Below are 16,726 nucleotides of genomic sequence, written 5' to 3'. Positions count from 1 at the left end.
TTGGTTTTCGACGGAAACTCAATTATATTGATTTTCGACAAATTGGCCATTTTTGAAGCCAAATTCGACAGACTGAATGGATTTTCGACAATGGACCTAAATTTTGGCCCTCTTAAGCTGTTCCAGGACAAGCTTCTGCCGGATCAGGCAAGGCCTGTCGGGCTGTCGGCCCTGGTCCATGCGCTGGCCATCAAGGCCCCGGTGCGCCGCCCGAGCGCGATTTCCGAAAAGCACATCCGCGGCAGCCATCGCGATGAAGGGGAATGGCGGCTTTTCGACAAGCGTTACTGGCCGGGCCAAACCTTCGCCGACCACCTGAACTTTGCCCTGCGCCATGAGGACCTGGACCTGCTCGTCCTCAAACGGGTGTTCAAGGCTGTACCGAAATCGGCAATCGAAGCATTCGTCCGCGAAGCGCCGACGGGCGTACCGACGCGACGCGTCTGGTTTCTATATGAGATGCTGACGGGAGACACGCTAGATGTGGCGGAATCGCCCGCTATCGCCGCGGTCGATCTACTCGACCCTAAAGCTTACTTCACTGGAAAACCGAAGGTTTCCAAGAGGCACCGCGTCCGCGACAATCTGCTCGGAACGAAAGACTTTATTCCAATCATCCGCCGCACACCGGCGCTTGTCCGGTTCACGGAAAGCGGCCTTGCGGCAAAAGCGCTGGACACTGTCGGCCGCACCGGCGGCCACGTTGTCGCGCGCGCAGCCAGCTTTCTTCTGCTGGCCGACAGCCGCGCGAGTTTCGAGATCGAGGGCGAACATCCGCCGCGCAACCGGCTGGAGCGCTGGGGACGGGCTGTCGTTCAGGCCGGAAAACATGCGCTTACGCTGGATGAAATTGTTCGGCTTCACGGCGTTCTTATAGAAGACAACCGCCTCATCCGCCCCGGTCTTCGCCCCGACGGCGTTTTTCTTGGCGAGCGGGATCACGAGAACAATCCCATGCCGGAGTTCATCGGCGCGCGCCCTGACGATCTCGATAGCCTTATGAAGGGCATGATCGCCGCCAACACGCGCATGCGCGACGATGGAATCGATGCCGTTCTTCAGGCCGCCATCACGGCCTTCGGCTTCGTCTATATCCATCCGTTCCAGGATGGCAATGGACGGCTGCACCGCTGCCTGATCCACCATGTCCTGGCGGAACGCAAATTCACGCCGCCTGGCATGGTGTTTCCGGTTTCGTCCGTCATGCTGGACCGGATCGACGATTACCGCACGACGCTACAGGCGCATTCGGGACCGCTTATGGATTCCATAGAGTGGAAAGCGACCGCGGACCGGAATGTCGAGGTCCTGAACGACACAGCCGACCTGTACCGGTATTTCGACTGTACGGAAGAAGCTGAATTTCTCTACCAGTGCGTACAGCGCACCATAGAGCATGACCTGCCGCATGAGATCGATTACCTGCGCCGTCACGACGAAGCGCGCCGCAAAATCATGGAAACGGTCGAGATGCCGGACCGGCTTGCCGACGATCTGCTGCTGTTCATCCGGCAGAACAAAGGAACGCTGTCGAAGAAACGCAGAGAGCGTGAATTCAAGGCATTGAAGGACGAAGAAGTAGCGCAGATCGAAGAAGTGGTGCGCGATGCGTTCGATGGATTCGAAGAAGGGGATGCCGCAGAGAGCTCATCCGCTGATGACTCCAAATAAACAAGGGAGCGCTAGGCAGGCCAATGTCTGAAAACGAAGTACGAGACGATCACTCGTTGCAAACTGCGGTCAGAGATCTTTTTATCGGTAGCGCACCCGAGCGCGAGAGCGACTTGGTTGGGATGTGGAAGGAGCTGGACCTCATATTTCAGCTAACACCCGACATGCATGAAGGGGATCGCATCATCATGGATGCGGGCGCCTATCGGTATATCCGGTTCAATCACCGCGTCCTGCGCGCATTCTGGATCGGCGGATATGCCGCGTGGGAGGGCTATCGGACGGTAGCTGAAAGCCCGTCTTTGCAGGCGCTCGACCTCACCCGATTTAGAGAGCTCGTCTCGGCGTACGAAAGCTGCCTTGCGAGCACGGAGGCGGACCTAGAGGCTTTGCCGGTCGGTGTCGCAGAGCCGGGGCAATATCCCGATGCCAATATTGATCCCCAAGGGCGGGCCGCGAGCGAACTTGCGACGATCGCCGTGGCATGGGCTCTTCTACACGAATTGAGGCATATCCGGCATCAGCGCGAGGGAACAGGCGCCGATCCTCATAGCGAGGACAAGTCGGCCAAGCATGCAGAGGAACTGTCATGCGACGCCTTCGCCACAACTTTTCTCCTTGAACAGATCGATTTGTACGCGACGGGCCAATCCGCGGACCTGGTGCGGCAGAAGCGCCAGCTGGGAATCTATTTCGGACTCTTCGCTGTAACCCTGCTCGCCAAGGATAAGTGGGGCGAGTCGAAGACTCATCCGGCGGTCCAGGTTCGGATAGACGCAGTCAGAACTCTTATGGCTGACCAGAAATCCGACATTGCAGCTGCTATGGCGCATTTTGCCTTTGCCGTGCTGGGAATTGTTTGGCCTGGAGCTCCCAGCCATATTAGGGAATCTAGAACCTCATCACTTTCCCTCTGGCGCATTGCCGAACCCTGATTGCCCCAGCGATGGGCATTGGGCCGCCCGTTCATCCCCGAGCAGCGCTCTGATCCAGGGTCTTGCTGCTTTCGGAACGCGCATGCGGGCGTACAGCAACGCCGAATGAATGGCAGCACTATATTGCTCCTTCGTGAAGGCGTTGACCACGTTGGTCTGGCTGAGAAGGGTGGCGGTGTCCACGATCGTTCGCGAACTCCATCGCTGTACGAAAACGGCGCTGGCTTTCTTCTCATCAATCACTGGAATCGTTGCCGCATCGCTCATCGCGTAAGCAATCGTCCCGGCTTCACCGTCGTCTATGCCAACCGTTAGGTCACCATCAGTCAGTTCCCGAAATAACGTTCGCGCACGATCGTCCATCGTAACCCGTTGTAAACATCGTGAATCCAGGAGTGCGGCAAGCTCGGACTGAATATCCCGCTTGGGAAGGGGGTGTCGGTGAAGTTCCGCGAACGCATAATCTTCAACAAGCATTGGTCGGCTCGCGGCCTTCACCACTTGTCCGGCTATGCCCGTGCCCAGCAAATTAATGAGTGCGCTTGCGTCTAGAACGAGCGAACAATCCGAAGGTAGCTCAATTGAGGGAGATCGCGAATTCATCGCCTTCACCTCCGCCAAAAGCATCGAGAAGGTGCCTGACTTCTACCCTGTCCATATCCAGCATTCGTGCCAGCTGACCCTCGGACAAAAGCCCTCTCCGATAGGCTGACGACGCGAGTTGAGCGAGCCTGGGGTTGTGCGGCAAGTTGGGAGAGGACGGGGCGACGTCACCGATCACACCACGCACGAATTCGCGGTTGAAGCCACGCTCACGCAGGCTATCAAACGTCCCCTGCGGCACAAGTTCAAGACGTTCCAATTGTCTGCACATGGCCTCAGGCGAAACGTGGAACATGTGGGCCATCAGAATAAGATGGCGCGGCGTAAAGCGGCGATCGGATTCGATCGTTTCCTGAAATTTGCGCCGGACTGCGGCTGGCGGCATTAGAAACGCAAGCGAGAAAGCCGTCGCAAAGCGCTCGTCCGCGGTCGTTGCACTTTCATCCAGCTCCACAACATCCACAAAGGAACGACTGCCGACAAAGTGGCCCGTTTCGTGAGCAGCGGTTAGCGCGCGGCGTTCCCAGGGATGGCGCGCGTTCAAAACCATGCAGGCGCCCACGACGGGATCGTAACCAAAAAGACCCGATATTTCGGATGGCAGCGGCCTGATGAAAACGCGTATACCGAGTTCCTGTTCAAGCAGTGACACAATGTCGGAGATCGGGGAAAGCCCGACGCCGAGCCGGTGCCGAAGAGACATCGCAGCCTCTTCAGCCTGCCGTTCTATGGAGCCAGGCAAGATACGCTGCTCGGGCGGATAACTTGGCGAGAATTCAATGCCGAGCATGCGCTCCAGCTCGACAGTGGACGCGGCAAGTTTATTGAGCGTGTTGATAGCGGCGCTCGTTTCCCTTTTCTCAGATCCCTGTCGACGAAAGCGCGCATTCAAATCGACATGAATGGCATCCCTCGCGAGAAGCCGGTTCACCGAGCTGTCATAGAAATGCGCAAGATGCTCCAGCTCTTCAGGCTTCACCTTGCGCCCCCCCTTCTCAATCGAAATCAAGGTTTGACGGGAGACGCCAATGGCATTGGCCGCGTCATCCTGCGTCTTTCCAGCAGAATTTCGAGCCGTTCTCAATCGCTCGCCGATTTCAAGCGCGGACATTTCTTCAAGACGTGCCATTTTCTTATTCTTTGCCTAAGTGGTTTAAGAGACCGCCGGGTCCGTACGACTCGCGAAAAGCCGACCATTCGGCGGCGTGGGCCCGCGCCAAGCTGTGTATGGCGGTTGCTGTCGTGCCGGTGACGTCGTTTGCAATATCCCAGGCCGCACGGCGGAAGACAGGGTCATCGACGCTCTTTTCAGCAAGTGCCGCCAGCGCGGTCATGCCGTGGGCTGCATGGTGCGCAATTCCTTCATCGTTCGGCGTTGCCTGACGACCCGAGGAATCGCTGCGGCAACTATCCAGTGAAACTCCGGACAGATCGTCCCAAAAATATGGACCATTCGCGATCCCGGCCGCATGAAAGGTCGTTCGCCGCAGAAGGCAACCACTACATATGCCGCAGTGAACACCTCCCAAGCGGTCGCGCGAACCCCTGACACAGGACCGGGTCTGCTCAAATCCGTTAGCGATGTCGGCTTTTAAGGCTTCAACGAGTACCTGGCCCTTTGTACGAAATTTTTGCGGATGATCGAACCGCATGTTGCTGCCGAGCAAGGCGTTCACGAAAGCTGCCATGCGGCGCGTAAAACCTGGGTGCGTGGTGCGGTGGGGGCATTCGTCTGCGTATGGGAGCAAGCTGGGACCGAGCGCGCCGACGCCATTTTCGCCCACAACGATCCGGGGCGCGCCAGTTTTCACGGCGGCGAGTGCCGCCATGCTGAAGAACAAGAAAGTGCGCGTTCTGAACGATATTTCGGGATGCGTACCCACAGCGAGCGAAACCGGCAGCTTGAGGCACGGAGGCTGATGATGTCCTGCCGCGTCAATGTCGCGATTGCGGCGTTCGTCAATGGCGCGGGAGGACGTTTGAATGCGCAGGGGCGATGGTCCACCGGCTTGTGAAGACAGGATCTGCCATTGCAGGAAGCTATCCAGGCCGTCACTGAAGGGGACAACGACGTATTCGCGTTCAAGAAAGTTGAAGCTGGACTGCGGGATGGTCAGAGCTTGAGCGCCGGGCTCGAACGTAAAATCCCAATCGTCTCCGGTCACAAAGCTGAGGGCGTCCGTGAGGGATGCGCTTACGCTGCGCTCGGACCACCGGGCAGGATCGCTTACGGGCAGCGTGACTTCAATCGTCCGTTTCCAGCCGGATGACCGGTTTCGGCGGATAATTCTGTCCGCGTACGCGATGGCGCCGGCGACGACAACGAGGTCCTGCTCGATGGGAAGCAAAAGCGTCGCGCTGTAGTCCTGAAGGTGCTGGGGATTGAGCTTAATGTCCTTTCCGACGACACACTGCGTAGCGCTGGTCGAGATTTCCGGATGGGCCATGCTTGGCCGGACAAGGATGCGCGCCGCGTTCGACATTAGCCGCCGCCATGACGGAACGCGCCGCCAAGCAAGTCTTCATCGGCGGAAAGTCGATGTGCGGGCCGGTTGACACTGGCGCCTGGCTGAAGCTCAAGAAGCGACTCGGCGTGGGCGAGGTAATCGATGGATGCAGCGTCTCTGCGCATTTGACCGATGCCGCTACGCGCGCGCGGGTCGTCTGAACCCAGCAGGACCGGCTCGGCGGCCCGAATATCGGCATCATTCCGCGCTGATAACGCTTCGCTGAATCCCTGCGTGATTGCATCCCGTAGTGGTTGGCCTTCGGCGACGCGGCGCTGAACGCAGGACAATAAATCAGCTTCGAGCTGACCGCCGGTCCCGCCGACGTCGCGGGGGTGCGCGACGCCATCAAACGGGCCAAACAAATCCGGAAGGCCCTGCAGATGCGCCCTTACGCCATTTAAAAATCCTGGGGAGACTTCGCGTTTGCATGCGTCATCCATCGCGACGGTCAATGCCTCAACCGAGCGTCCCGTGACCCGATCGGCCTCGCGAAGGGCGCACTTTACCCATTGCTGCACCTTGGCAGGCCTGGGAACGCTTCTGTGAATATCGTCGCGCATGCCAGGATAATGCGCTGGCTTTCTGACAATGTCAAATAAAAATGCTAGTTTTTTACTTACAATGTAAAACTCTTCTCTGGACTGGACTTTTGTTAATTGAGCAATGACCGACCTGCCAGCTGGCGTATGCCCACGCCTAAACAGATGGAAAAGCTGGCGGCCGAGGCCGCCCGGAAAGCTGCGGCCCCGGAAGCACCGCTACCTCCCGAATATTGGGATTCGGTTCTTAAGGACCTTCGTGCTGCTGCTGCCCAATTGCAGGACCGGCGGCTTTCGGAGATAGGCCGGCACGTGCTGCGCGTTTCTTGCCGCCGCTGCGACCGCACGGTGGAAATCCAGACGGCAGACGCGGTCCGCCTCTATGGGGGAAGGCGATCTGGAAGGATATCGCACAACGGCTGCTTGACGACACGTGCCAGCAGCGCACCGGACCGCATGAAGAGGACGGATGCTGGCCCGGTTTCGAGACAACCCGATAATGACCGATTGCCGATGCGATTTCTCTGCGCTTGGATGTCCGGATGGCGCCGAAACATCACCCCACGCCGCTTTCAGGTGGCGACCGCAAGGCTCTGACAAAGGAGCTCGGCAAGGCGCGCGCGATGGCCAACATCCTGACTGCGCAATCGGCCGAGATGCGGGCCAAGGGCGAAGCGATGATCCAGCAGGCCGACAGGTTGCTTTGCGAAAGCTGGAACGAACGAATGTGGAGTGACGGCGACCTGCCTGCGCCCTCACGCGATCCGTAGGCGTGGAGAAAGATTCTTCTCGCTTTACAAAAATGCTTTGGCTAGCCATTCCGCGAACCGTCCTATTTGCACGCCACAGCTACCCAGCCGCAATATCTGTGCTCGCGATCCCTTTCTTGCTTGAGAAGCCTTGAACCTAATGCCCTAGACCAATCACGGTCCAGGGCAAAGGCATGAGCGGCAAGGGCGAAGCGACTCGGATCGAGCGATTAAGGGCGCCGAATAGTCTGGATAAGCCGCTCGCGGCGAAGCGCCGTCGCAAGAACCGTGGCATGCCCCCACCTGCGACGTTCGATATCGATACGCTGCCGGGCAGCTCCAACTTGACCGCATTAGAGGCGGCAGCGGTCATCCGGCGCACGCCCGGTGCACTTGAGCAGTGGCGGCGCGATCCGAACCACCAGCTGAAATGGCGCTATGTCGATGGCCGGCCCCTCTATCGTGTCGATGCGGTGCGTGACTATCTGGCCAAGTGCGACAAAACAACTAAGACGCCTCAGCCGCATAGTGCTCACGGAGACGCCCGAGGAGCTCGGCCTTGATCGGGTCAAGCGGATTCGTCCGCGGCAGGCGCACGATTTTGCCAACGCGTTTCGCGCCGACCAACTCCGCAATGTAGTCGTGAGCCGCTTCGAACGCCATCTTGCGGATGATCCACTGTTCGTCATGATTGTAGACCTGATCGATTCCGCCTGGCTTTTGCCCAACACACAGCCGCTGGATTTCGTTGTCGTAGCCACAGCGTGACATGATGGTTCGCAGGCTGCGCCTTGGGTCATGCATAGTGAACCTGGCGACGCTCGCTTCCTTGACCAGGCGGTTGACCATCTTGGTGAACCCGGACATCTGGCCGCCGGTCTTCGGTGACGGGAAGACATAGTCGGAGGTTGCTCGCTGGAAATGTCTCGCGGCCGAGAGCACCTCGTCAACCAGGTGAGTGCGCGGCACATCGTGGTGCAGCCCCATCTTGGTCCACGCCGCATCGAAGGTGATACGGTCATCCATGATGTGCTTTCGCCACTCGATCATCATAGGCTCGCTGCGGCGCGGGCCACCGAGCAGGCACATGCGTGCCAGGAGACCGAAAGCCCCGAGCTTGCCGGATGCATACCAGACCTTGATGATCTCCTCATCGGTTAGCGCGCGGCCCTTTGTTCGGCGCCCGACTCTCTGCGCTCGGGTTTCCTTGGGCGCGCGATAGCCGGCGAGCACGTTATGCTCGACGTAACCTTCGCCGACGCACCATTCGAGAAAGGTATGCACGTGCTTGCGCAAGTCCTTGGCTGCACCGCGCTTGCCGGTCTTGGCAATCTTGTCGACCGCAGCCATGACCTGGCGTCGCGTCAGGTCCCCCACGCCGCTCTCGGCGTGATCCTTGAGTCCGCGCCGGAGCGCCGACATTGCTGGCTTCCAGTTGACGACTTGACGTTCGGTCAAGGACGTCTGGTAGGGACCATCTTCAACGATGAGCGTCGCGAGCGTGGTGCGCTGCTTCTCGGCTGCCTGTTGCCGCCTCGCCTCGCGCTTCGCGTCGTTCGGGTCCAAGCCCTTGACGACCTCGCCTGCGGCGATGGTGGCGGCCTTGCGCGCGGCCTTCTCATTATATTTGGGCCACGCGCCGAGGGTCTTGCGCTGGGTCCCCCTCACCCCCGGCTTGGTGAAGAGGTAGACCCAGGTCCGGCCGCCGGTGGCGCGCATGCGCAAGGCGAGGCCGGGCAGCTTGTCGTCGTGGAGATAATGCTGCGCCTTACCCGGCGGCAGCGTTGCGTTGCGGATCACCGTATCGGTAAGCGTCAGCTGGTTGGCCGGCTCCGTCATGTTCCGTCCCTCTCTCTGTGCCCGGTGTGCCCCGCGCCGTGTGCCCTCGTAGGGAGGATCCACAGCCCCAAACAGAACCGGGTCTCAAACCTCCCCCGTTTTTGTGCCCCAAGGGAAAATTCAGGGCGGGCACAACGGGGGCATACAAAATGTTGCAAGGTCACCTATGGGCTCTTATGGCCGCGTGAGGCCATAACCGCGGTTAATTAAACGGGTTTTTGCATTCCAACTATGGCCGGATTTGGTTGGCGGGGGTCTATGGATTGTGGTTCACACGGGAGAGGTCCAAGGTTCGATCCCTTGTGCGCCCACCATTAGCCCCTTTTATCCAAGGGGTTAGTTCTCTCATTCCCTCGGCATGTGCCCCACATCGACTGGGCACACGCCCTTTTGAAAAAAGAGAAACGGATATCAGACCCTTCCCTCCACATCCCCAGCTCTGTTGTGCAAGGAATTTCACGGAGGGCACAGCAGGGGCATACAAAACAGAGCATGCCAGCTATGGCCCGCTATGGTCGCATAAGGCAGTCGTTACTATGGCTTGGATTCGTAGGCTATGGGCCAGCGCCGATACCCCTTCGCTCCGACGACTCGAGGACCACGGTCTCCGCCAAGGTCTTGGCACCACGGAGAGGTAATGGTCATCCTTCTACATCGCGGTGAGTGAAAGAGTGCATTTGCTTTTATCGCGTCAATTCTCCGCGTTCGGTCGGCACCACCTCGAAGATCCTACCGCCCTACATGCGCCGCTCGAAATCGATCGAGACGCGGCTGCCGATCCTTTACCTGAAGGGTATCTCCACCGGCGACTTCTCGGAGGCGCTGGCGGCGCTGCTCGGCAAGGATGCTGCCGGGTTGTCGGCATCCGCCATCGGTCGGCTGAAGGACGGTTGGATCGACGAACACGCCGCGTGGCAGGGGCGTCGCTACGTTTACATCTGGGCCGATGGCATCCATCTGGAGGCGCGGCTCGAAGACGAAAAGCAGTGCATCCTGGTGCTGATCGGTGCGACGCCGGAACGCCGTAAGGAACTGGTCGGCTTCACCAATGGTGGTGGCGCGATCTGCTGCTTGATCTGAAGCGGCGCGGGCTCGCCGTGCCTCCGCGGCTCGTCATCGCCGATGGAGCGTTCGGCTTCTGGAAAGCTGCCGGCGAGGTCTGGCCGAAAAACGCGCGAGCAGCGCTGCTGGGTGCACAAGACGGCGAACATGCTCGCCAAGTTGCCGAAGACCCAGCAGCCGAAAGCCAAGCGCGCGTTGCAGGAGATCTGGATGGCTGAAACGAAGGTCGCCGCCGAGCTGGCGTTCGGCGCCTTCATCGGGAGCTACGCGCTGAAATACGAAAAGGCGGCAGACTGCCTGAACAAGGATCGGGACACGCTGCTGGCTATCTACGACTTCCCGGCCGAGCACTGGAAACACTTGCGGACGACCAACCCCATCGAAAGCACCTTCGCCACCGTGCGCCACCGCACCATTCGATCGAAAGGCTGCCTATCCAACAAGACCGCGCTCGCGATGGTCTTCAAACTGGTCGAGGGCGCGCAGAGAACCTGGCGCCGTCTCGATGGTCATAACCAGTTGCCAAAACTCGTTCTCGGTGTGACATTCAATGACGGGATCGAGGTCATCGCCAAGTCGACCGACCGCCAGCCCACAACCGCCGCCGCCTGACCGGCTCAAGCCGTCACCAAAATTTGGCGATGGCTCTTCGGTTGAGCCGGACCAATGCTGCTCGACCTTGTCGAGCTTCAGCTCGTTGAAGCACATCGGGCACGCCTGTGGTGGTGGCCTTCGCTTCACGCAATGCCACTCAGCGACTCTCTAGAGCCCGTCAGAAACGCTGTCCGGTTGCTCGGGACAGAAACCGGTGCTTCACTTGGATGCCGTGTCCACTCCCCAACAGCGGGCCGGCGGAGGGGCGGCCCCGAGTTCACTCTTCAACCGGGCGATTCGGGGTCGCTCTGTCGCTACGCCGGCATGGCTGTCAATCGGCTTGCAACCGGCATGGCTGTCAATCGGCTTGCAAATTTGACCCCGCATTGCCTCATCCAGAATGTTACTGGACAACTTCTCGCCGACCACCTGCCGTTGCAGAATGACCCGGGCATGCCGCAGTTTTTCGAGGAGGTTAGCCAGTTCCTAAATGGTGTGGTTTGAGCAAACGACGCGGCGCTTGGGACGTAACCACGCTTCGGCCGTTTGGAACGGTCAGCAAGCGTAAGACATGCAGGCTGCACAATATCTCGCCTCCTGATCGATACTCGCAGAGGTTTGCAATGGGGTCCTCGTATTTCGGAGCCCACAAGCGATTAGCAGAATGCGCTGGGCTGTTCGCCTTGGTAGGCCTGCCTCTCAGTTCTCCGGCTATAGCCGATGTGTATCCAGTGACGGGGATCTGGGTCACTCTCGATCCCAACTTCCCTATCGGAGTCGATGAAGCTTGCTTCACCGTCCGACTGTCTGGCGTCGAAGCGGTAGGTCGGCATTTGATAGCTGAAATGCTTATATTCAATGGGGACAAGCGGTACGACGTCACGCCGAGTACGCAGCTAGTCAGCTCACTTTCCTCCGCTAAGCCTGCACCGAAAGGTTATTGGATTACTGAAACACCCGATGCTAGGAGGCGGCTCTGGTTTACTCGAAAGATCACCTATCTTCTGACGATTGTTAATCCCACGACGATTGAGATTGGGAAAAACTCGCACAAAACAAAATTTGTGAGATGCGGACCAGGCAAACTGCCAACTTGACAAACGATCAATGCACTGCGCAAGGGGGGCAGCGTGTTCGAGGTTGTCCGCAACATGGGCACCTCCGTCGAAATCATTCAGGAGTACCATGGAAGGCGACAGCTGCCGCTTTCGCTACGCAGTTGGGGGATTAATTTTGGAGGGGCTTGCTACGTAAAGTTCGAGGAGCGTCTCCGACTGTTCCTTGAACAACACTCCGCCTTCTCTAAAAAATTCAGCTGTTATGGCGAGAAGATCCTGAGGGGACTTAGCCCCAGCAAACAGTCCGACAAAGTGCCATAGGAATTCGTATTTCGTTCTGCCATCTCCAACAGCTGTTTTTGTTGAGACCAGGGGAATGCAGAGCCAATTGCGAAGGCTTCCGGAACGTCTCTAGGGAAGGAAACAAGAGTCTGCGTTTCAGTCGAAACAACTTCATGAGACCCCTCTGCCGCAACTTGTTCAGGAATGTTTGCGACCTCAATCAGCGGGTCAACAGTCTCCACCTCGGCAGAAGCGACCTTGGGGGCTTCGATGTTCAGGTCAACCGGCTTGACATCTTCTTCAGAAGATTTCGAAAGAGCGGTAGAGCTCTTCAACTTTCGATCTTTGGTTCGCTTGCTCATCTGACAGCTCACTTATCGGTGCAGTCTCCTCGGAGGCCACACGGCTTGCCTTCGACTAGATAGCGACTCGAAACACGAGCTAATTATACATCGTTCTGCGACGCTGATTTGCTGGACGGCAACATTCCGCTGCCAAGTTCCTTTATCGGATCTTGTGCGATGGAGAACTGGGCTTTTAGATACTCGCTCTGCAGCCGCATGAACTCATTCACGTCGGATGCATGGATCAGTTTTCGTGTATGCTCCAAGGCGGCTTTCATGTTCTGCTCTGTGATCGACAGAGTTTTCTTCGAGAAGTCTTTGGCGGGAGCGGGGACCATCTCGACTGACTTCGCTGCGGCATCCAGAAAGGCGGCAATAGCCTTCTCCGCCTGATCAACGCTGTTTTCAGCCATTTCCTTGACTTGAGACCGAACTTGGATACCTAGGTCAGACATGAGAAATCCTTACTTGGGGCAATCAGATCCGGTGCAGCCGAGCAGTCTAACAAGGCCAAGCTGAGGCAGGGATCGGACCACTTCAGTGCTGCGGTCCTAAGATTCCGTTGTTGGTATTCCCGAGATCTTGCACGGCCTTGTTCATCGTTCTGTCGTTTGCGTACCTGCTGGCTGGCGATGAACTACCGTTGCTCCCGTTGGTAGCGGGCAGAACTGGGAATTCGGTTTCCAGTCGTGCCATGACTAAGGGCGTTGCTCGTGTTTGGCCCGGGTGAGCCAGCCGTACCGTTCACGGTCCCACCGCTCGAGCTGGATCCCGCAGCCGTGTTGCCAGAGCCGTTGCTCCGCTCGAAGAACCAGCACCACTTCACCCTCCCCCTCCGCTGCCCTGCGGAAAACTTAAGGTGCTAGTGCAGGTGAGAGCTCCTGCAATGAGAAGAGCGGTCACTTTCATGGCAGTTCTCCGGGATTCGATCCCATAAAGCTCCGAACGTCTCGTCTCGTTCCATTCGAAGGTTTGGCCGATCGCCTCGGTTCCTGAGCCGAAGCGGGGGAACCATCTGCGCGATGTTCTATTGTCCTTCGGGCAGGGAAGCTGAGGGGCTTTCAATGAATGGGATCATTTATATTGTCGGCTTGATCGTTGTGATCGGGATCGTTCTGTCGTTCTTCGGCCTGCGCTAGTCAGCACTGTGCGGCACCATCGAGTGCAAAGCAGTATTGTCGGCGTCGGACGAGGTTCACCTATTGCTTTATTGGCCCGTCCACGCATTAGACGGCGCGTCCATTTTTGCGAGACTTTGCCGCCGTATTCAACAGCTAAAGCCGTACCCTTCGCCTTTTTCGCTTGTTGTGCCGCTCACACTTGTTGAACCGCTGAAATTTATTGCAGTTTGCGGCGCGGCAATCAGGATGGAAGTGCAGCGTCAATCAGGATGAGAGAGCTTCGCCGGGCTCGTGACGTAGGGAGGGCGTAGCCCGACCGGAGTTACGAGCCCGGCGACGGCGCGATCCGAGTGGACCGCGCCGTCTGGTGATCGCGGCTGGCCGGTGATGGATGGTTCTTCTCGCCAAAGAGGAATCACCCGTTGCCAGGCTGCCATCTCACCGATCACCAGATGAGGCTCTACATGAAGTTCCGTCAAACCAATTCGCCGCCCGTGGCGGCCGCGAAGGTGTCGTTCAGTTCGTCGACCGCTTATCGGCTCGAGAAAGATCTGCGTCTTCCGTCGCAAAAGAAGTCACCGCGGCAAAGGCGCCGGCCGGATCCCTTGGCCAACGTCTTCGACCTGGAGGTCGTGCCGATGCTGAAGAGGGCTCCCGGCGTGCGGCCCGTGGCTATCTTCGAGGAGATACTCCGACGCCATCCTGAGCTGGGGGCCGGAATCCGCCGCACCCTGGAGCGCCGGATCCGCGCCTGGCGAGCAATCCATGGCGGGGAGCAGGAGGTCATCTTCCGCCAGACCCACGACGTGGGCCAGGTCGGCCTCTCCGACTTCACCGATATGGGCGAGCTTGGGGTCACCATCGCGGGCGTGCCGCTCGATCATCGCCTCTATCATTTCCGGTTGGCCTATTGCGGGTTTGAACACGCCCATGTCGTGCTCGGTGGCGAGAGCTTCGTCGCATTGGCCGAAGGGCTGCAGAATGCTCTGTGGTCGCTCGGTGGGGCACCGCGGGAGCATCGGACCGACAGCCTGTCGGCCGCCTTCTGCAATCTCGACCGTAATGCGAGGGACGATCTGACCCGGCGGTACGAGGACCTCTGCGCCCATTACGGCATGCGGCCTTCCCGCAACAATCGCGGCATCGCCCACGAGAACGGGGCGATCGAGAGCTCGCATGGTCATCTCAAGCGCACGATCGCCGATGCGCTGCTGTTGCGCGGCACTGCCGACTTCGATGATCTCGCCGGCTATCGCGGCTTCATCGACGAGATCGTCAGCCGCCGCAATGCCCGGAACACCAAGCGCATCGACCACGAGCGCGCCACCCTGCAGGCGCTGCCAGATCGCCGCACCTCGGACTACGAGGAGGTGATTGTCCGCGTGACGTCAAGCGGCGGCTTCACCTTGCGCAAGGTGTTCTACACCGTGCCGTCGCGTTTGATCGGGCACCAACTGCGGGTGCGCCTTTACGACGATCGTCTCGACGTGTTCGTCGGCGGCACCCATCTCGTCACCTTGCCGCGTGGGCGGCCGCATCCCAACGGCAAGCACGACCAGGTCGTCGATTATCGGCACGTGATCCATTCCTTGCGGCGCAAGCCAATGGCGCTGCTCAATCTCGTCTACCGTGATCGGCTGTTCCCGCGTGATGCCTATCGCCGAACCTTCGATCGCTTGCGCGAACGGCTGCCGGACAAGAAAGCCTGCCGGCTCATGGTCGATCTGCTCGCTCTGGCGCACGAGCGCGGCTGCGAGGCCGAACTCGCCGATCAGCTCGCGGCTGACCTTAACGCTGGCCAACTGCCCGACCTCGGACGGCTGTGCGCTTACTTCGCGCCCGATCCGGCCTGCATGCCGCAGGTCGTGGTGCAGCTGGCCCCGCTCGCCAGCTATGAGTGCCTCATCGGTGCCGGCGAGATCGGAGGTGCCGCATGAGCACGGCCAACACAGTCGACACCGCGCGCCTCAATCTGTTGCTCAACGAGTTGCGGCTGCCCGCCATTAAGGTGCTGTGGCCGCAATTTGCCGAGCAGTCCGACAAGGAAGGCTGGCCGGCGGCCCGCTTCCTCGCCACCATTGCCGAGCACGAGGTCGCCGAACGCGGCCGCCGCCGGGTCGAGCGCCATCTCCTCGAGGCTCGGCTACCCGCTGGAAAGACCTTCGACAACTTCGACTTTGAGGCTGTGCCGATGATCTCCAAGGCGCAGGTGACCGCGCTCGCCGCCGGCGATGGTTGGCTCGGCAAGGGCGCCAATCTGCTGCTGTTCGGGCCGCCCGGCGGTGGCAAGAGTCACTTGGCGGCAGCGATCGGCCTGGCCCTTATCGAGAACGGATGGCGCGTCCTCTTCACCCGCACCACCGATCTCGTGCAGAAGCTCCAGGTGGCGCGCCGCGAGCTCAATCTCGAGGCCGCCATTAACCGCCTCGATCGCTTCGACCTCCTGATCTGCGATGATCTTGCCTACGTCACCAAGGACCAGGCCGAGACCAGCGTGCTGTTCGAGCTCATCAGCGCACGCTACGAGCGGCGTTCCATGCTGATCACCGCCAATCAGCCCTTCGGAGAGTGGAACAGGGTCTTCCCGGACCCTGCTATGACGCTCGCCGCCATCGATCGCCTCGTTCACCACGCCACCATCGTTGAGATGAACGTCGAAAGCTATCGCAGGCGTACCGCGCTCGAACGGAAGCGTGGTCCAGGGCGACCACCCTCGCATGCGACACCAAAAACACTCGCTGATTGACGCTCCGCGACAATCAGAGCGAACAAAACTCTTGCACGCGACAATCATCGCGGCAATCATCACTTCGCCGCGACACAGACTCGCCATCCTGATTGTCGCGCGCTTCCCATCCAGATTGTCGCGCTATACCAGTTCTTGTGGCAGGGAGTGGCCACACAATCTGGACGACGGTTACAAAGATTAGAACGTTGCAATCTCGGCGGTCAGCTCGGCAGAAGGTCGTCGGTGACATCGGAAAAAATTTGTAACGATCTGGCTGCGGCACTTCTGTGCCGTCAATGCGGTATGCAAGAGCGTGGCCGACACTGCCCGTTCAAGTAAATGAAACACGAGAATACGGTCGTCCCAGCTTTACGCGTTCGACGTTCTCGCCGTGGGCGGCGACGATCTTCGCGGCCTGCCACTGCATCTGCGAAGATAAATTTGCAGCGCCTGCTGGCGCGCCGGCCGGACGGGATCACCGTGGCGCCCTTTGAGCGGGGCGAGATTGGTCCCGATCTTTACCGGCCGCCTGCGGCATGGGCTTGAAGGGCTTGGTCTCAAAGCACCGCGATCGGCCTGACCGGGGCGCCGACAGAAGCATTGGGTAAGGTGAAGAATAGGCAACACCCCGCCATGAATCGCGAACTGTAGCCGCACGCCCTCTTTAACTTCCTCGCGAATCAGATTCGTA

12 protein-coding genes and 3 pseudogenes are annotated in these 16,726 nt (G+C 59.2%); 8 read left to right on the top strand and 7 right to left on the bottom strand.

The genetic code is table 11. The features are described 5' to 3' along the window. Positions 1–27 precede the first annotated feature (27 nt). Together AB8Z38_RS30485 and AB8Z38_RS30480 are read left to right on the top strand one after the other, a co-directional pair. Positions 28–1,671: a Fic family protein gene (locus AB8Z38_RS30485; RefSeq protein ID WP_369721321.1), complete on the top strand. Its 1,644-nt coding sequence runs from the start codon at positions 28–30 to the stop codon at positions 1,669–1,671. 23 nt (positions 1,672–1,694) lie between these two features. Further along, positions 1,695–2,606, top strand: a complete 912-nt coding sequence (locus AB8Z38_RS30480; protein WP_369721320.1) for a phage exclusion protein Lit family protein — start codon at positions 1,695–1,697, stop codon at positions 2,604–2,606. On the opposite strand, the gene AB8Z38_RS30475 is transcribed toward AB8Z38_RS30480, so the two are convergent. From AB8Z38_RS30475 to AB8Z38_RS30460, 4 genes are all read right to left on the bottom strand, one after another. After that, a complete protein-coding gene (locus tag AB8Z38_RS30475; protein WP_369721319.1) occupies positions 2,574–3,083 on the bottom strand; it encodes a hypothetical protein in 510 nt (169 codons plus the stop codon). The genes AB8Z38_RS30480 and AB8Z38_RS30475 overlap by 33 nt on opposite strands. 100 nt (positions 3,084–3,183) lie before the next feature. Beyond that, on the bottom strand, positions 3,184–4,338 hold the full coding sequence (locus AB8Z38_RS30470; RefSeq protein ID WP_369721318.1) for an ImmA/IrrE family metallo-endopeptidase: 1,155 nt from the start codon (positions 4,336–4,338) through the stop codon (positions 3,184–3,186). A 4-nt stretch (positions 4,339–4,342) separates the two neighbouring features. Further along, on the bottom strand, positions 4,343–5,692 hold the full coding sequence (locus tag AB8Z38_RS30465) for a 7-cyano-7-deazaguanine synthase (protein WP_369721317.1): 1,350 nt from the start codon (positions 5,690–5,692) through the stop codon (positions 4,343–4,345). Beyond that, positions 5,692–6,279, bottom strand: a complete 588-nt coding sequence (locus AB8Z38_RS30460; RefSeq protein ID WP_369721315.1) for a hypothetical protein — start codon at positions 6,277–6,279, stop codon at positions 5,692–5,694. Before AB8Z38_RS30460 ends, AB8Z38_RS30465 begins: the two co-directional genes overlap by 1 nt. Positions 6,280–6,405: 126 nt before the next feature. Between AB8Z38_RS30460 and AB8Z38_RS30455 the strand changes: the two are divergent. The 3 genes and pseudogenes from AB8Z38_RS30455 (at position 6,406) to AB8Z38_RS30445 (ending at position 7,570) form a co-directional block, all read left to right on the top strand. Next, positions 6,406–6,758 (top strand): annotated as a pseudogene (locus AB8Z38_RS30455) (hypothetical protein). A 42-nt stretch (positions 6,759–6,800) separates the two neighbouring features. Next, positions 6,801–7,016 (top strand): annotated as a pseudogene (locus tag AB8Z38_RS30450) (hypothetical protein); the annotation flags it as partial. 185 nt (positions 7,017–7,201) lie between these two features. After that, a complete protein-coding gene (locus AB8Z38_RS30445; protein ID WP_369721313.1) occupies positions 7,202–7,570 on the top strand; it encodes a hypothetical protein in 369 nt (122 codons plus the stop codon). On the opposite strand, the gene AB8Z38_RS30440 is transcribed toward AB8Z38_RS30445, so the two are convergent. Then, positions 7,515–8,846: a tyrosine-type recombinase/integrase gene (locus AB8Z38_RS30440; protein WP_369721312.1), complete on the bottom strand. Its 1,332-nt coding sequence runs from the start codon at positions 8,844–8,846 to the stop codon at positions 7,515–7,517. The two genes, AB8Z38_RS30445 and AB8Z38_RS30440, sit on opposite strands and share 56 nt — an antisense overlap. Before the next feature lie 663 nt (positions 8,847–9,509). Between AB8Z38_RS30440 and AB8Z38_RS30435 the strand changes: the two are divergent. Continuing rightward, positions 9,510–10,520: pseudogene (locus tag AB8Z38_RS30435) on the top strand (transposase). A gap of 1,300 nt (positions 10,521–11,820) precedes the next feature. On the opposite strand, the gene AB8Z38_RS30430 reads toward AB8Z38_RS30435, so the two are convergent. Further along, positions 11,821–12,204: a hypothetical protein gene (locus AB8Z38_RS30430; RefSeq protein ID WP_369721311.1), complete on the bottom strand. Its 384-nt coding sequence runs from the start codon at positions 12,202–12,204 to the stop codon at positions 11,821–11,823. An 83-nt stretch (positions 12,205–12,287) separates the two neighbouring features. Then, on the bottom strand, positions 12,288–12,641 hold the full coding sequence (locus AB8Z38_RS30425; RefSeq protein ID WP_027520158.1) for a phasin family protein: 354 nt from the start codon (positions 12,639–12,641) through the stop codon (positions 12,288–12,290). A gap of 1,118 nt (positions 12,642–13,759) precedes the next feature. On the opposite strand from AB8Z38_RS30425, the gene istA reads away from it, so the two are divergent. After that, the gene (gene istA, locus AB8Z38_RS30420) at positions 13,760–15,244 is read left to right on the top strand and encodes an IS21 family transposase (protein WP_369726644.1); all 1,485 of its coding nucleotides are present in this window, start codon (positions 13,760–13,762) and stop codon (positions 15,242–15,244) included. Further along, positions 15,241–16,053 (top strand): IS21-like element ISBj11 family helper ATPase IstB, encoded by an 813-nt coding sequence (gene istB, locus AB8Z38_RS30415; protein WP_369721309.1) that lies wholly within the window; start codon positions 15,241–15,243, stop codon positions 16,051–16,053. Before istA ends, istB begins: the two co-directional genes overlap by 4 nt. The last annotated feature ends 673 nt before the right edge of the window (positions 16,054–16,726 follow it).

The organism is Bradyrhizobium sp. LLZ17, assembly GCF_041200145.1.
Classification (GTDB): domain Bacteria; phylum Pseudomonadota; class Alphaproteobacteria; order Rhizobiales; family Xanthobacteraceae; genus Bradyrhizobium.
The sequence above is the reverse complement of the archived record's forward strand: the minus strand, read 5'-3'. Positions and strand labels throughout refer to the sequence as shown.

What these genes read in the sequence shown, in the direction of transcription:
- AB8Z38_RS30430 (WP_369721311.1), bottom strand. Translation starts at nt 12,204, where the DNA reads ATGAGCAAGCGAACCAAAGATCGAAAGTTGAAGAGCTCTACCGCTCTT.
- AB8Z38_RS30460 (WP_369721315.1), bottom strand. Translation starts at nt 6,279, where the DNA reads ATGCGCGACGATATTCACAGAAGCGTTCCCAGGCCTGCCAAGGTGCAG.
- AB8Z38_RS30470 (WP_369721318.1), bottom strand. Translation starts at nt 4,338, where the DNA reads ATGGCACGTCTTGAAGAAATGTCCGCGCTTGAAATCGGCGAGCGATTG.
- AB8Z38_RS30465 (WP_369721317.1), bottom strand. Translation starts at nt 5,692, where the DNA reads ATGTCGAACGCGGCGCGCATCCTTGTCCGGCCAAGCATGGCCCATCCG.
- AB8Z38_RS30480 (WP_369721320.1), top strand. Translation starts at nt 1,695, where the DNA reads ATGTCTGAAAACGAAGTACGAGACGATCACTCGTTGCAAACTGCGGTC.
- AB8Z38_RS30440 (WP_369721312.1), bottom strand. Translation starts at nt 8,846, where the DNA reads ATGACGGAGCCGGCCAACCAGCTGACGCTTACCGATACGGTGATCCGC.
- istA (WP_369726644.1), top strand. Translation starts at nt 13,760, where the DNA reads ATGAGGCTCTACATGAAGTTCCGTCAAACCAATTCGCCGCCCGTGGCG.
- istB (WP_369721309.1), top strand. Translation starts at nt 15,241, where the DNA reads ATGAGCACGGCCAACACAGTCGACACCGCGCGCCTCAATCTGTTGCTC.
- AB8Z38_RS30425 (WP_027520158.1), bottom strand. Translation starts at nt 12,641, where the DNA reads ATGTCTGACCTAGGTATCCAAGTTCGGTCTCAAGTCAAGGAAATGGCT.
- AB8Z38_RS30445 (WP_369721313.1), top strand. Translation starts at nt 7,202, where the DNA reads ATGAGCGGCAAGGGCGAAGCGACTCGGATCGAGCGATTAAGGGCGCCG.
- AB8Z38_RS30475 (WP_369721319.1), bottom strand. Translation starts at nt 3,083, where the DNA reads ATGCTTGTTGAAGATTATGCGTTCGCGGAACTTCACCGACACCCCCTT.